This is a genomic window from Candidatus Brevundimonas phytovorans (assembly GCA_029203145.1).
GTDB lineage: Bacteria > Pseudomonadota > Alphaproteobacteria > Caulobacterales > Caulobacteraceae > Brevundimonas > Brevundimonas phytovorans.
The window spans coordinates 2,501-17,000 of record CP119309.1 but is presented as its reverse complement, the minus strand read 5'-3'; the positions used below and the strand labels follow the sequence as shown (position 1 = coordinate 17,000).

Annotated in this window: 6 protein-coding genes, 1 tRNA gene and 2 rRNA genes; 2 read left to right on the top strand and 7 right to left on the bottom strand. The window is 63.4% G+C overall.

Annotation, left to right across the window (positions count from 1 at the left end; genetic code table 11):
• Window positions 1-33 precede the first annotated feature (33 nt).
• Window positions 34-1,719: a sulfatase-like hydrolase/transferase gene (locus P0Y52_00060; protein ID WEK57966.1), complete on the top strand. Its 1,686-nt coding sequence runs from the start codon at window positions 34-36 to the stop codon at window positions 1,717-1,719.
• Between the two features lie 33 nt (window positions 1,720-1,752).
• Here P0Y52_00060 and P0Y52_00055 read toward each other — a convergent pair whose 3' ends face one another.
• The 4 genes from P0Y52_00055 to P0Y52_00040 are packed head-to-tail and all read right to left on the bottom strand — an operon-like array spanning window position 1,753 to window position 10,240.
• Window positions 1,753-3,204, bottom strand: coding sequence for an amino acid permease (locus P0Y52_00055; protein WEK57965.1), 1,452 nt, complete (start codon window positions 3,202-3,204; stop codon window positions 1,753-1,755).
• 44 nt (window positions 3,205-3,248) lie between these two features.
• Window positions 3,249-5,039, bottom strand: a complete 1,791-nt coding sequence (locus P0Y52_00050; protein WEK57964.1) for a DUF885 family protein — start codon at window positions 5,037-5,039, stop codon at window positions 3,249-3,251.
• 36 nt (window positions 5,040-5,075) lie between these two features.
• Window positions 5,076-7,334, bottom strand: coding sequence for a prolyl oligopeptidase family serine peptidase (locus tag P0Y52_00045; GenBank protein WEK57963.1), 2,259 nt, complete (start codon window positions 7,332-7,334; stop codon window positions 5,076-5,078).
• Window positions 7,334-10,240, bottom strand: coding sequence for a TonB-dependent receptor (locus P0Y52_00040; protein ID WEK57962.1), 2,907 nt, complete (start codon window positions 10,238-10,240; stop codon window positions 7,334-7,336). The genes P0Y52_00045 and P0Y52_00040 overlap by 1 nt, the downstream gene beginning before the upstream one ends.
• 231 nt (window positions 10,241-10,471) lie before the next feature.
• Here P0Y52_00040 and P0Y52_00035 point away from each other — a divergent pair, with 231 nt between their 5' ends.
• Window positions 10,472-11,095 carry an XRE family transcriptional regulator gene (locus P0Y52_00035; protein WEK57961.1) on the top strand — a complete coding sequence of 208 codons (624 nt, stop codon included), beginning with the start codon at window positions 10,472-10,474 and terminating at the stop codon, window positions 11,093-11,095.
• Between the two features lie 59 nt (window positions 11,096-11,154).
• Here P0Y52_00035 and P0Y52_00030 read toward each other — a convergent pair.
• The 3 genes from P0Y52_00030 to P0Y52_00020 form a co-directional block, all read right to left on the bottom strand.
• A tRNA-Met gene (locus P0Y52_00030) sits at window positions 11,155-11,231 on the bottom strand.
• Window positions 11,232-11,333: 102 nt separating this feature from the next.
• Window positions 11,334-11,448 (bottom strand): 5S ribosomal RNA (gene rrf / locus P0Y52_00025).
• Window positions 11,449-11,527: 79 nt separating this feature from the next.
• Window positions 11,528-14,313, bottom strand: a 23S ribosomal RNA gene (locus tag P0Y52_00020).
• Between the last annotated feature and the right edge of the window lie 187 nt (window positions 14,314-14,500).

Below are 14,500 nucleotides of genomic sequence, written 5' to 3'. Positions count from 1 at the left end.
ACAGAACGGCAGGGTTCATAGTGGAGTAGAAACATGACCAGGATCGACCGCCGTTCCCTGCTGGCCGGCATGGCCGGCGCCGGCGCCGCCGTTGCGGCTCCCCCCGTGCGCGCCCGCTCGCGGACGCCGCGCGATCCGTCCAAGCCGCTGAACATCCTCTTCATCGTCACCGATCAGGAGTTCGGGCTGCAGTCCTATCCCGAGGGCTTCCTCGATCACCTGCCCGGCCACCGCGCGCTGCTGGAACGCAGCCTGCATGTGCGGAACTATCATGTGCACACCACGCCCTGCACCCCGTCGCGCGCCGTCATCTACACCGGCCAGCACACGCAAAGGACCAAGGTCTATTCCAACGCCGAACAGGGCGCTGTCCTGACGCCCGAGATCGACACCCTGGGCGACATGATGCGGGCGGCGGGCTACTACACGACCTACAAGGGCAAGTGGCACCTGTCGAAACTGCCCACCGCCGCGCCGGGCTTCCAGCGCGAGTTCCTCGACACCACCGACGCGATGGAGCCGTTCGGCTTCTCCGACTACAACTTCTATGGCGAGGAGATCGGCCTGACCTGGGCCGGATACCGCACCGACCGCGCCGTCACCGGCGACGCCGCCATGCTGATCGAGCAACTGGCCAAGTCACCCGAGAAGCGCGAGGACAAGCCCTGGTTCATGGCCGTGAACCTGGTCAATCCGCACGACATCATGTTCTACGACGCCACCGGCGAGCAGGCCGAGACGCGCGCCGTGTGGAACCTGGCCGGGGTCATGCGCGCCGAACCGGGCGACCCGCTGTATCAGACCAACCTGGGCTATCCCCTGCCACGCAGCTTCCACCTGGACGACCTGTCGACCAAGCCCGAGGCCCATCGCGGCATCTCGGCTCTGGACGTGAAGACCTATGGCGCCCTGCCGCGCGACAACGAGGCCGCCTGGCTGCGCTTCGTCAACTACTACTGCAACTGCATCCGCGACGTGGACCAGAACATCCTCACCCTGCTGTGGGCGCTCGAAAACTCGGGCCAGATGGACAACACCATCATCGTCTACACCTCGGACCACGGCGAACGCGCCGCCGCCCACGGCATGCGCCAGAAGGGCGGCACCATCTATCGCGAAGAGACCAACGTCCCGATGTTCATCGCCCACCCCGACGGCGTGCGCGGCGTGACCACGGAAGCGGTGATGAGCTCGGTCGACATCGCCCCGACCCTGCTGGGCTTCGCCGGCCGTGACGGGGCCTGGAGCAAGACCGCCTTCCCGCAACTGGTCGGCCACGACCTGTCGGGCCTGACCCGCACCCCGACGGCCCGCACCGCCCGCGACGCGGAAGGCCATCTGTTCAACTACGGCGTCCTGCTGTCGTGGGAACGGACCAACAAGAACTACCTCGACCGGCCTGTCTTCGATCTGTCGAAGCGGCGCGTGCACCGGGGGGTGTTCGACGGCCGCTACAAGTTCGCGCGCTACTTCGCCCCCGGCGAGCACCATACGCCCGTCACCTGGGAACAGCTGACGGCGCACAACGACCTGGAGCTGTACGACACCCGCACCGACCCGGAAGAGATCATCAACCTGGCCGCCCGGCCCGAGGCCCACCGCGACCTGATCCTGCGCCTCAACGCCATGACCAACGCCTTGGTCGCCCGCGAGGTCGGCGAGGATCGCGGCGGCGAATACCCCGGCCCGATCGCGCAGTATAACCAGCTGAGCCTATAGGCCCCGATCGGTCGCCCGCGGGGCCCGGCTTCGTCAGCCGGCCATTTCCTCGCCCTTGGCCAGGCGCGAGTGGCGTGACGACCAGAGGAGGTAGATGACCAGGCCCAGGCCGTTCCAGATGAAGAAGGCCGTCTGGGTGAAGGGCTTGAGGCTGAAGAAGAAGACCAGGCAGCCGATCACGGTCACGCTGCCGATCAGCCACCACAGGGGCGCCTTGAACATCCGCTTGCGGCCCGGATCGCGGACCCGCAGCACCATCAGGCTGACGCCCACGGCGGCGAAGGCGCACAGGGTGCCCGCATTGGCCAGCGAAGCCAGTTCGTCGAGCGGCAGAAGGCCCGCCAGGATCGCCACCACGATGGCGGTGAACACCGTGACCGCCGCCGGCACGCCCCGGGCCGAGACGCGCGCCAGCCGTCGCGGCAACAGGCCGTCCCGCGCCATGCCCAGGAAGATGCGGCTCTGGCCGAACAGGAAGGCCAGCAGGACGGTCGGCAGGGCCACCACCGCCGCTCCCGCCACCATCTGCGCAGCCCAGGGGGCGCCGACTTCCCGCAGGATCATGGACAGGGGCTCTGCGCTGGCGGCGAAGGCTTCAACCGGCCGCGCCCCAATCGCCGCCGCCGCCACCACCAGATACAGCGCCGTGCAGACCACCATCGAGCCCAGGATGCCGATGGCCAGGTCGCGCTCCGGCCGCTTGGTCTCCTCAGCCGCCGTCGAGATGGCGTCGAAGCCGTAGAAGGCGAAGAAGATGATCGCCGCCGCCGCCATCACCCCTGTCTGGGCGGCTACGGGATGGCCGGTGATCTGGGCCAGGAAGGGCAGTTGGGGGGCGCCGAAGCCGTTGGGCATGAAGGGCGTGAAATGGGCCGGGTCAAAGCGCGGCAGGGCGATGGCCACGAACATGGCCAGGGCCGCGATCTTGATCAGCACAAGGACGACATTGACGGTCGCGCTCTCGCGGGTGCCCAGCAGCAGCAGGGCGGTCACCACGCCGATGATGAAGACGGCGGGCAGGTTGATCAGCCCGCCCGCATGGGGCCCCGCCGTCAGCATGGTCGGCAGGTCGACGCCGATCCCGCTGAGGAAGGGCGTGGCGTACCCCGACCAGCCCACGGCCACCGCCGACACCACCAGGGAGTATTCGAGGATCAGGCTCCAGCCCACGATCCAGGCGACCATCTCGCCCAGGACCGCATAGGAATAGGTGTAGGCGCTGCCCGCCGCCGGCATCATCGTCGACAGTTCAGCATAGGCCAGGGCCGCGCAGGCGCAGACCACACCCGCCAGGGCGAAGCTGATCATCACCGCCGGTCCCGCCAGGCCCGCACCGACCCCGATCAGGGTCAGGATGCCGGTGCCGACAATGGCCCCGACGCCGAGCGCCATCAGGTGCGGCCAGCCCAGCGTCTTCTTCAGGGCGTGGCCGCTGTGCGGGGCCAGCATGGCGTCGATAGAGCGTCTGCGGTTCCAGAAGGCCATGAGGGTCCTGCCAAGGTTTGAACTGTGTCGTCAGTGGGCGGGGGTTAGGCCGTCGGCGGCGCGTCCGCCGTCTGCTCGTCGCGGATGAAACGCGCAATCCGCGCCTCAAGCGTCGGCAGGGGCACGGAGCCAAGGGCAAGGATGGCGTCGTGGAAGCGCCGCTGGTCGAAGCGCGGCCCCAGGGCCGCCTCGGCTTCGCGCCGCAGTCGACGGATGGTCAGCTCGCCCAGCTTGTAGGACAGGGCCTGGCCCGGCCAGCTGATGTAGCGATCGACCTCGGTCTCCACCTCGTGCTGCGACAGGGCCGTGTGCGAGGCCAGGTAGTCGATGGCCTGCTGGCGCGACCAGCCCTCCTGGTGCAGGCCCGTGTCGATGACCAGACGGGCGGCGCGCCACATCTCGTAGGAAAGACGGCCGAAATTCTCATAGGGGGTGCGATAGATGCCCATCTCCACCCCCAGCCATTCGGTGTAGAGGCCCCAGCCTTCGCCGAAGCCCGAGAAATAGGTGTTGCGCCGGAAATCCGGGCCGTCGTCGCGTTCTTCCGCCAGGGCCGCCTGCAGGCTGTGGCCGGGCGAACACTCGTGCAGGGTCAGGGCGGGGATGTTGTAGAGCGGCCGACTGGGCAGGTTGTAGGTATTCATCTGACAGCTCGTCAGGCCGCCGCGCCCGGCGGTGTAGAAGGGCGCCAGCGCCTCCGGCACCGGCACGATGGTGAACCGGCGACGCGGCAGCTGGCCCAGGACCTCGCCCAGTCGCCCGTCGACCCGCACGGCCACCCAGGCCGAGACCATCAGCAACTCGTCCGGCGTCTTGGCGTAGAACTGCGGGTCCGTGCGCAGAAACTGGATGAAGGCCTCCAGCGTGCCGTCGAAACCGGCGTCGCGCATGGTCTGTCGCATCTCGGCCTCGATGCGCGCGACCTCGGACAGACCGATCTGGTGGACCTCGGCGGCCGTGATGTCGAGGGTGGTGTATTTGCGGATCTGGGCGGCGTAGTAGGCGTCGCCGTCCGGCAGGTCGTGGGCGGAAATCGTCGTGCGCGTCTGGGGCAGATACTCGTCGGTGTAGAAGCTCAGCAAGGCCTCATAGCCGGGCGTGACCGCCTCGCGGATGGCGACGCGCGCCGCCTCGCGAAGCTGGGCCTGCTCCGCAGCCGGAATGGTCGAGGGCATCTGACGGAAGGCGGCGTAAAAGGCGCTGTCCTCGGGATCGGCCACGATGAAGGCGGCGATCGACTGGTCACGGCCCTCGACGGTGACGCGAGGCACGCTGAACCCGCGCGCCAGCCCGGCGCGCATATTGGTCATCTGATCGCCGAAGTAGCGCGGAACGTCGCGCATCCGCCCGATGTAGCTACGGTAATCAGCCGCGGTGCGCAGCGGTTGCCGTTCGTCCAGATAGGTCCAGAAGGAGCTGTCGCTGTTGAACGGCATCTCCCATTCGCGATAGCGGCTATCGGTCAGGGCCGCCTCGAAGATCGTGCGAAAGACGTCGGCGTTGATCTGATCTTCGTCGGACAGTTGATCGCGCGGAATGCGCGCCAGACCCGCCAGCATCGCTTGGGCGTGGGCCGTGCGGTCCTGCTGACTGGCCGGGTCGACAAGGGGCAGCCGGGCGCTGTCGCCCTGACCGTCTTCACTGTCGGACACCCGGCCTGAGCCCTTGAGGCTCCATTCCTGATCGGCGTCGAACAGGGCCTTCAGGTCTGCTGCGGCCCGGGACGCCGGCGCGGCCTCGACGGGGGCTTTCGCCGTCGTCTGGGCGAGGGCCGGCGCGGCCAGTCCCATCAGGGCGACGGCGGACACGGTCAGCAAAAGGCGTCGTGGGGTCATGTCGAGGGCGGGTCCTGAGAAAAGGCGTCGCGAAAACTAACGTCGAGGGAGCGGCGAACCGGGCGAAGGCCGCCCCGCCGCCGCCAGCGCGCGGTCGATCCGGGAGAGGCCCAGCCGCCAGGCCGCAAAGGCCAATCGGTCCGCCGCCGCCGCCGCGGTTTTCGACCGACTGTTGCCCGCCCCGTGACCGGCGTCCATCTCGACGCTGAGAAGCACCGGGCGCGACGGGTCGGCCAGGGCCTGCATCCGCGCCGCGTATTTGAAACTGTGCGTCGGGCTGACGCGGTCATCGGTGTCGCCCGTTCCGATCAGAAGAGCGGGATAGGTCTGTCCCGCGACGACGGCATGATAGGGCGAATAGCCATGCAGGATCGGGAACATCGCCGGGTCCTGGGGATCGCCGTATTCGCGAATCCACAGCCGGCCGTTGGTGAAGGCGGGGAAGCGCAGCATGTCCAGAACGCCGACCGTCGGCATGGCCGCCGCATAGAGGTCGGGCCTGCGGGCCACGGCGCCGCCGACCAGCAGGCCGCCGTTGCTGTAGCCGAACGCCGCCATCCGCTCAGGACGCGTATAGCCGGCCTTGATCAGATGCTCGGCGCAGTCGTTGAAGGCGTCGAACACCGCCGGTTTGTTCTCCAGCATGCCTGCGCGGTGCAGGGCCTCGCCATAGGCGCCGTCGCCCGGCAGGGCGGCGATGGCGAAGATGCCGCCCATGTCCATCCATGTCACCTGCTCGGGACTGAAGTCGGGCGGATACCAGTCGCCGAACCCGCCGTAGCCATAGAGGATCAGCGGCGTGTCGCCGGGCACGATCGCGCCCCGGCGATAGCCCAGGAAGACCGGCAGCCGTCCGGCGCGGGTCTCAGCCATCACCCGTTCCACGACATAGTCGCCGGAAGCAATCGGGCCGGCCGGGCGGTCGATCACCTCGGACACGCCTCGCGTCACGTCATGGCGATAGGTGGTGTAGGGCTGGGCGTAGCCGCAGAACTGATAGAAGATCTCGTCGTCATGGCGGCCGGGGGCGGGTCCGCGCAGCCGGCCCGCGCCCGGCAGGACGATTTCCCCCGTCAGGGCGCCTTCGGCCTCATGGATGGTCAGCCGGTACTCGCCGTCGTTGAGGCGACAGGCGTAGAGACGCTTTCCGAGCAGACGGACCGAAACCAGCGGCTGATCGCCCTCCGCCAGGATTTCGACGGGCGGGTCCTGCGGACGATCGGCGTCGATGGACACCAGACGCCAGTTCGGCGCCTCGACATTGGTCATGACCAGCAGGCGCGAGCCGACCGAGCCGACGAAGCGGTTGCCGGTGAGCGGCTGGAAGACCCCGAACTGCACCGGCGTGAAGTCTGAGCCCTCGACGCTCAGGTCCTTCCACAGCAGTTGCGCCCCGCCGCCCGCATAGCCGGTGTTGATCACCAGGAAGCGGCCCTGCGACAGCCGGCCGACAAAGAGCCAATCGGGATTTTCGGGGTCGGCATAGACCAGCCGATCCTCGGCCTGCGGGTCGCCCAGGCGATGGAACCGCAGCTGCAGGTTGCGGTTGCCGGCCAGATAGAGGGCCTGCGGGTCCGGCGCGGGGAAGCCGGTGTAGTAGAAGCCCGTCCCGTCCGGCGCCCAGAAGACGCCAGCGTACTTGGTCCAGCGGATCTCGTCCGACAGCGTCCGCCCGGCGTCGAGGTCCAGCACCTTCCATACCCGCCAGTCCGAACCCGCGGTCTGGACCGCATAGGCGACATGGCGACCGTCGCGCGACACCACGAAGTCGGCCAGGGCGACGTCGCCCCGGTCGGACCAGTCGGCGGGATCGAGCACGCGCCGGGGCGTGCCGGTCTCGCCCTCGCGCATCCACAGCGACGCCTGCTCGGCCCCCGCCAGCCGACGCGTGTAGAACAGACGCTCGCCCGCCGCCTGCGGCAGGCCGATGCGCTCGATCTCGTCCAGCGCATCGATCCGCGCCGCGATCGCCGACCGCCCCTCCAGCCCCGCCAGGCAGGGTCTGGAGACGCGGTTCTGGGCCGCGACCCAGTCAGCGACGCGCGAGGACGTGCGGATGTCCGCCTCAAGCCACCGATAGGGATCGGCCACGTCGACGCCGCCATAGGCGTCGACGACCGGCTCAATCGGCGTCGGCGGATAGGCGCCCCACGCCCGGCGCGCGGCGGCGCTGAGCGGTCCCGGAACGACGGACGCCGCAACAGCAGCCCCGCCGAGCAGAAGGAGCCGCCTCCGGTCCATGCGAGCCGGAGACCGCCCGATAGCCGCCGATGGCGACGCTTCTGCTTCTGGCATCAGTAGGTCGCGCGGAGACCGATGTAGTAGGTCCGGCCGATGACGTCGAAATTGCCGGCCTGGTAACCGAACTCGAAGTTCGCCCCGCCCGCCTCGGTGCCCGGAAGCCGCGGCGGCGCCTTGTCGAAGGCGTTGCGCAGCCCGCCAAAGACCGAGACCCGATCATTGATCGCATAGCCAGCGTAGATGTCGCTGTAAAAGACATTCTCTGTCTCGTAGACGTCGTACAGCTCCTTGGTCACGGATGAGCCGGGGCGCATCGGGGAGACGTGGCGCACGGTCCAATTAGCCGTCCAGGGTCCGGCGTTCCAGGTCGTGGTGATCGCGCCCTTCCACTCGGGCGAACCAAACAGGCCCACGGTGTCCGACTGGGTGCTGGGATCCGTCGGATCCAGAATGAAGCTGCGCTCCAGCAACTGGGTGTAGACCGCGTTCACGGACAGGGTCCCCAACTTCTCGCTGAGACCAAGCGCGCTGAGCCTGAACCAGTAATTGGCCTCGAAATCGATGCCGCGCGTGGCGAACTGCGACAGGTTCAATTCCTGAACATTGACCGAGATCAGGTTGCCGGTGTCAGGATCGCGCTTGACGAGATCACAGAACTGGTTGTCCAGGGTCGCGGCGTCGACGCACTTGTTCATGATGGTCTGGGCGCTGAACGAGCCGATGGCGTCATCCAGAACGATGTCGAAATAGTCGATCGTCAGCGACAGGTTGGGAATGAACCGGGGCTTGATCGACACGCCGACCGTAAAGGTCGTGGCCGTCTCGACCTTGAGGTCCTCGTTGCCGCTCGAGATGACGTCCAGATACTGCCAGTAGGTATTCACATTGTCCGGGGCGATGGCCGCGCAGTTGGGTTGCGTGAACTCGGTCCGGCTCGTGCGGTTGACGACGTCGTAGTAGTTGCAGGGGTCCGAGAGCCAGGAACCGCCGACCTGGTCGGCGGTGTAGAGCTCGCTGATATTGGGCGCGCGCACCGCCTGACCATAGGTCGAGCGGAAACGGATGTCTTCTATCGGACGCCAGTTGAGGGCCGCCTTGTAGGCCGTCGTTTCACCCGCCGTGCTGTAGTCCGAGTAGCGCACAGCCCCTTCGATCGACAGGTCTTCGGCAAATGGAAGGTTTGCAAGCAGGGGAAGGCGCAGCTCGCCGAACACCTCGGAGACGCTGTAATCGCCGACCAGTCCGTTCTGGGTGATGCCGATCGTGGGGTCGAAGAGCGGGCTGTTCGGATCATACTCGGGGGTGGCCCCGATGTTGTTGCTCTCCTTACGGTATTCCACACCCAGAACGCCCTGCACGGCGCCCGCCGGCAGATCGAAAATGTCACCCGTGGCATAGGCCGAGAACACCCGCTGGCGCAGGGTCTCTTCGGTCGGCGTGGTGTCGTATTGCAGGTAGTCGATGACATCCTGCGTCACCGTCTTGAACGGATTGAGCGGAACGCATCCATCGTTCGAGTCGATATAGAGGGTGCTGTAGCAGGCTACGCCGCCTTCGCCGTCGTCAACGGCGTCCAACGCCAGGAAATAACGGTCCACGGCGGTGGCGTTGACGACCTTGACCTCTTGTCGGGTCTTGCCCTGGGAGTAGTGGGCGGCCCAATCCCAGGTGCGCCCGCCGAAGAAGGGCACAGTGCCTTCAGCCCCGACCGTCAGCTGGTACATGCTCCGATCGTAGGTGTTTTCCTGTCGTCCGAATTCGGGGAACCGTCGGGCGAAGGACAGGTCGCCGATCGGTCCGCCGTTGGCCGCCTCCATCTCGGGCGTGATGAAGGGGTTGCCCTCGTAGAGGACGTCATAGCCATAGGCGTTGTAGGCTCTATAGATCCCCTTGGAGTCGGTGTGAGCATAGGTAAAGTCGCCAAAGAGACGGACCGTGTCGCTCAGATCGTAATTGCCGGAGACCGCGACGCTGTAGCGCTCGCTCGGCACGATGAGCGCCCAGTCGTCGTAGCGTCCCAGGAACTCGCCGCCATCGGTGCGGAACGAACCCAGATCGGCATCGGCGCTGCTGGCGTTCTGTACGCCGCCCGGCCCCAGGATCACGGGGCGCAACGCCCCGTTCGGATTGAAGGTGAACAGGTTGGCGTGTCCGCCCAGTTCGACCACAGCGGTGTTCAGATCATAGACGTTCCGAGCGCCGTCAGTCAGTTCGTAAACGCCGCCGGCCTTGCGCACATAGAGAGGCCGCCCCCCAGCGGTCCAGGGACGATCCTGACCAAGTACGGTGCCGTTGTCGCTGTTGTAGGCGCCGAAGGCGGTGACGTTGCCGCGCCCGTCAGCGAAGTTGCGGCCCCAAAGGATGTCGGCGCTGTAGCCGGGCATGTCGCCGCGGCTGGAGTCGCTGTACATGCTGCTGAATTGCAGCCCGTCGAAATCATCTTTCAGGATGAAGTTGGCCACACCCGCCACGGCGTCGGCGCCGTACAGGGCCGAGGCGCCGCCGGTGATGACCTCGACGCGCTCGACCAGGCCTGCCGGGATGGCGCTGACGTCAACGGCGGAAGACCCCGGCATGGCGGGGACACGGCGGCGGCCGTTCACCAGCACCAGGGTCCGTTCGGTGCCCAGTCCGCGCAGGTCCAGCGCGTTCAGGCCAGCATTGCCCAGTTGGTTTGACGTCTGATTGCTCTGCGTCACGAACATGCTGGGAATCTGGTTCACCAGATCAGCGATTTCGGTCACGCCCGACTGACGGATGGCTTCGGCGTTGATGATGGTCGTCGGCGTCGGCGTATCAGCGCCGGACCGGCGGATGCGGCTGCCCGTCACGACGACGTCATCGACCGAAACAGCCTCCGCCTCCTTGTCAGCGGGCTGCGTCTGCTGGCTCTGAGCCAAGGCCGGAGAGGTCAGGGTCACCAGGATCCCAGCAGCGGCGACCCCTGTGAGCAGTTTCACATTGTACTTCATTTTTCTTCCCCAACCCCTTTTTGAAGATCGAAGCGAAAATGTGATAAAATGAGCGTTGAGGCAATATATTTTATAACATCAAAATATTTGATGCATAAATAGGATGGTGCCCCTCGGCCTGAGGCTCAGGCCAACGGAAAACGCTCGACAATGATGTAGGGGCGCTTCAATTTTCAGTCTGATCGCCACCGACGATTCGGATGACAGAGGAGGTCAGGGATGCGATCGACGGCAGCCAGCAAAAAACGCGCCTTCCTGAAGTTCGAAGCCCGAACGGGTCAGGTTCGACTGCCGATCGGCGAGAGAATCAAGGCGCGCCGCAAGGAAATGGGCCTGACGCTACAGGAGCTGGCCGCACGGAGCGGGCTCTCCGCCCCCTTCATTTCCCAGGCGGAGCGCAGCCTGACGACGCCGTCGGTCTGGTCCCTTCTCGATCTGGCCAAGGCGCTGGACGTGGACGTCTCCTACTTCATGGAACTGCCTCAGACCGACGACATCGTCTTCCGCTCTGACCAGCCCAAGCGGATCGATATCGGATCATCGGTCGAATACATCGACCTGGCGTCCGACTTGCCGGCGCGTAAGCTGGACGCCGTCCTGGTGCGGATTCCACCCCAGTTCGCTTTTCCCGTGGACTCCATAAACGGCGAGGTTTTTCGCTATGTCATCGAGGGCGAGTTGTTCGCCGTCGCGGGCGATGTCGAGACCGTTCTGAAGGCGGGCGACGGGATGCATTTCGACGGGCGGATCGCCCATTTCGTGCGCAACGACTCCGAGCAGGACGCCGTCCTGCTCTACGTCGGCACGCCGGCCGTCCTCGTGGACAGTCCGTCAGAAAGATAGGCCACGCCTGAGCGCTCGGCAAAAAGCCCCGCAGTTTTGGCTGCGGGGCTTTTCGCATTTGGGTGCGGGAGCAGGATTTGAACCTGCGACCTTCAGGTTATGAGCCTGACGAGCTACCGGGCTGCTCCATCCCGCGGCAAGGCGGTTAGTGAAGGAAGAAGGGTTCGAGACAGTCCTCAAGTAGACCGAAGTTCGGTAGGACAAGAGGAATGAGAAGACTGATTTATGTATCTGGTAGACCCCGCGGCGACCTACTCTCCCGCGCCTTGAGACGAAGTACCATTGGCTCTGGAGGGCTTAACGACCGAGTTCGGAATGGGATCGGGTGTGGAACCTCCGACATAGCCACGGGGTCAACCAGACACATAAAAAAGAGAAGACATCGTCGCGTATTGTTATCGGCAAGTAGAACCGAATGAGTTTTGCTGAGAAACGATCAAGCCGATCGGATTATTAGTACCAGTAAGCTTCATGCGTCGCCGCACTTCCACACCTGGCCTATCAACGTGGTAGTCTTCCACGATCCTCAGCGAAGCCTTGTTTTGAGGTTAGTTTCCCGCTTAGATGCTTTCAGCGGTTATCTATTCCATACTTAGCTACCCTGCTGCGCGGCTGGCGCCACGACAGGTCCACCAGAGGTATGTCCATCCCGGTCCTCTCGTACTAGGGACAGATCCTCTCAAGCTTCGAACACCCACGGCAGATAGGGACCAAACTGTCTCACGACGTTCTGAACCCAGCTCACGTACCACTTTAAATGGCGAACAGCCATACCCTTGGGACCTGCTCCAGCCCCAGGATGTGATGAGCCGACATCGAGGTGCCAAACTTTGCCGTCGATATGGACTCTTGGGCAAAATCAGCCTGTTATCCCTAGAGTACCTTTTATCCGTTGAGCGATGGCCCTTCCACTCGGGACCACCGGATCACTATGGCCGACTTTCGTCTCTGCTCGACTTGTCAGTCTCGCAGTCAGGCGGGCTTATGCCATTGCACTCGACGACCGATTTCCGACCGGTCTGAGCCCACCATCGCGCGCCTCCGTTACACTTTAGGAGGCGACCGCCCCAGTCAAACTACCCACCACGCCATGTCCCGGACCCGGATAACGGATCTCGGTTAGACGTCAACGACAGTAAGGGTGGTATTTCAAGGATGGCTCCACCAGAGCTGGCGCCCCGGTTTCATAGCCTCCCACCTATCCTACACATACGGTCGCTAACGCCAAGGCGAAGCTATAGTAAAGGTTCATAGGGTCTTTCCGTCTGACCGCGGGAACCCCGCATCTTCACGGGGAATTCAATTTCACTGAGCCTGTGCTGGAGACAGTGGGGAAGTCGTTACGCCATTCGTGCAGGTCGGAACTTACCCGACAAGGAATTTCGCTACCTTAGGACCGTTATAGTTACGGCCGCCGTTTACCTGGGCTTCAGTTCGGAGCTTTCACTCCTCCCTTTAACCTTCAGGCACCGGGCAGGCGTCAGACCCTATACGTCGCATTGCTGCTTCGCAGAGCCCTGTGTTTTTGCTAAACAGTCGCTACCCCCTGGCTTGTGCCACTCATTCCCAGTTGCCTGGGGTGAGTCACGCTTATTCCGAAGTTACGCGTGCAATTTGCCGAGTTCCTTCAGCACAGTTCTCTCAAGCGCCTTGGTATGCTCTACCTGACCACCTGTGTCGGTTTCGGGTACGGTCTCTGCTGGAGTTATTTCCAGGGACAACGCCCCTGCAAGGACAATCCAATAAGCCCTTACAAGTTATGCCATCCGTCACTTCCAGCTGGTGCAGGAATATTTACCTGCTTCCCATCGACTACGCTTTTCAGCCTCGCCTTAGGGGCCGACTAACCCTGCGCAGATTAGCTTTACGCAGGAACCCTTGGTCTTTCGGCGACAGTGTTTCTCACACTGTTTATCGTTACTCATGTCAGCATTCTCACTTCCGATACCTCCAGCCAACCTCACGGTTGACCTTCACAGGCTTACGGAACGCTCCGCTACCGCTTGCAGTAAACTGCAAACCCATATCTTCGGCGCATGGCTTTAGCCCCGTTACATTTTCCGCGCAGGATCGCTTGATCAGTGAGCTGTTACGCTTTCTTTAAAGGATGGCTGCTTCTAAGCCAACCTCCTGATTGTCAAAGCAATCCCACATCGTTTCCCACTTAGCCATGACTTGGGGGCCTTAGATGATGGTTAGGGTTGTTTCCCTTTTCACGACGGACGTTAGCACCCGCCGTGTGTCTGCCCGATAGTTCTCTTGGGTATTCGGAGTTTGGTTAGTATTGGTACCGCTCGCGCAGCCCGCAACCATCCAGTGCTCTACCCCCCAAGGAATTCGTCGGACGCTCTACCTAAATAGATTTCGCGGAGAACCAGCTATGTCTAGGTTTGATTGGCCTTTCACCCCTATCCACAAGTCATCCCAGAATTTTTCAACATTCACGGGTTCGGTCCTCCAGTTAGTGTTACCTAACCTTCAACCTGCTCATGGATAGATCACCTAGTTTCGGGTCGTCATACGTCGAACTTAGCGCCCTATTCAGACTCGCTTTCGCTACGCCTACACCTAACGGCTTAAGCTTGCTCGACACATGAAGTCGCTGACCCATTATACAAAAGGTACGCCGTCACCCCGCTTGGGGGCTCCGACTGCTTGTAGGCTTCCGATTTCAGGATCTGTTTCACTCCCCTTGTCGGGGTGCTTTTCACCTTTCCCTCACGGTACTTGTTCACTATCGGTCGTAGAGGAGTACTTAGGCTTGGAGGGTGGTCCCCCCATGTTCAGACAGGATTTCACGTGTCCCGCCCTACTCGAGTCTCTTGCTGTTTGACGGCTACGGGGCTGTCACCCGCTATGGCCGGACTTTCCAATCCGTTCGCCTTTATTTCACAAGAGCACTGGCCTGGTCCCGGTTCGCTCGCCACTACTACGGGAGTCTCGGTTGATGTCCTTTCCTCCGGTTACTGAGATGTTTCAGTTCACCGGGTTCGCTTAATGAAGCCTATGTATTCAGCTCATTATACCTTTAAACAACCTACCAATCCGTACCCTCCCGAGGGAAGGCAAAGTTGGAAGACTGTAAAGGTGGGTTTCCCCATTCGGAAATAGCCGGATCAAAGGGTGCTAGCGCCTCCCCGGCTCTTATCGCAGCTTGCCACGTCCTTCATCGCCTCTCTACGCCAAGGCATCCGTCAGAAGCCCTTCAACGCTTGATCGTTTCTCAGCAAAACTCATGCATGGACTACCCGGGGGATGGAAAGAGGTATCCGCCGGATCCAATGCCTGATTTTACTTGCCAGACGATGTCTTCTCGAACCTGTCCTGAAAGCCTATGAGGGGCCGGACAAATTCTTCCTTCACAATGTCAATGCAACCGATCCGAAGATCAGCTGCAAACCTTGA

Coding starts and splice junctions, on each gene's coding strand:
- P0Y52_00035 (WEK57961.1), top strand. CDS start 10,472: ATGCGATCGACGGCAGCCAGCAAAAAACGCGCCTTCCTGAAGTTCGAA.
- P0Y52_00045 (WEK57963.1), bottom strand. CDS start 7,334: ATGCCAGAAGCAGAAGCGTCGCCATCGGCGGCTATCGGGCGGTCTCCG.
- P0Y52_00060 (WEK57966.1), top strand. CDS start 34: ATGACCAGGATCGACCGCCGTTCCCTGCTGGCCGGCATGGCCGGCGCC.
- P0Y52_00055 (WEK57965.1), bottom strand. CDS start 3,204: ATGGCCTTCTGGAACCGCAGACGCTCTATCGACGCCATGCTGGCCCCG.
- P0Y52_00050 (WEK57964.1), bottom strand. CDS start 5,039: ATGACCCCACGACGCCTTTTGCTGACCGTGTCCGCCGTCGCCCTGATG.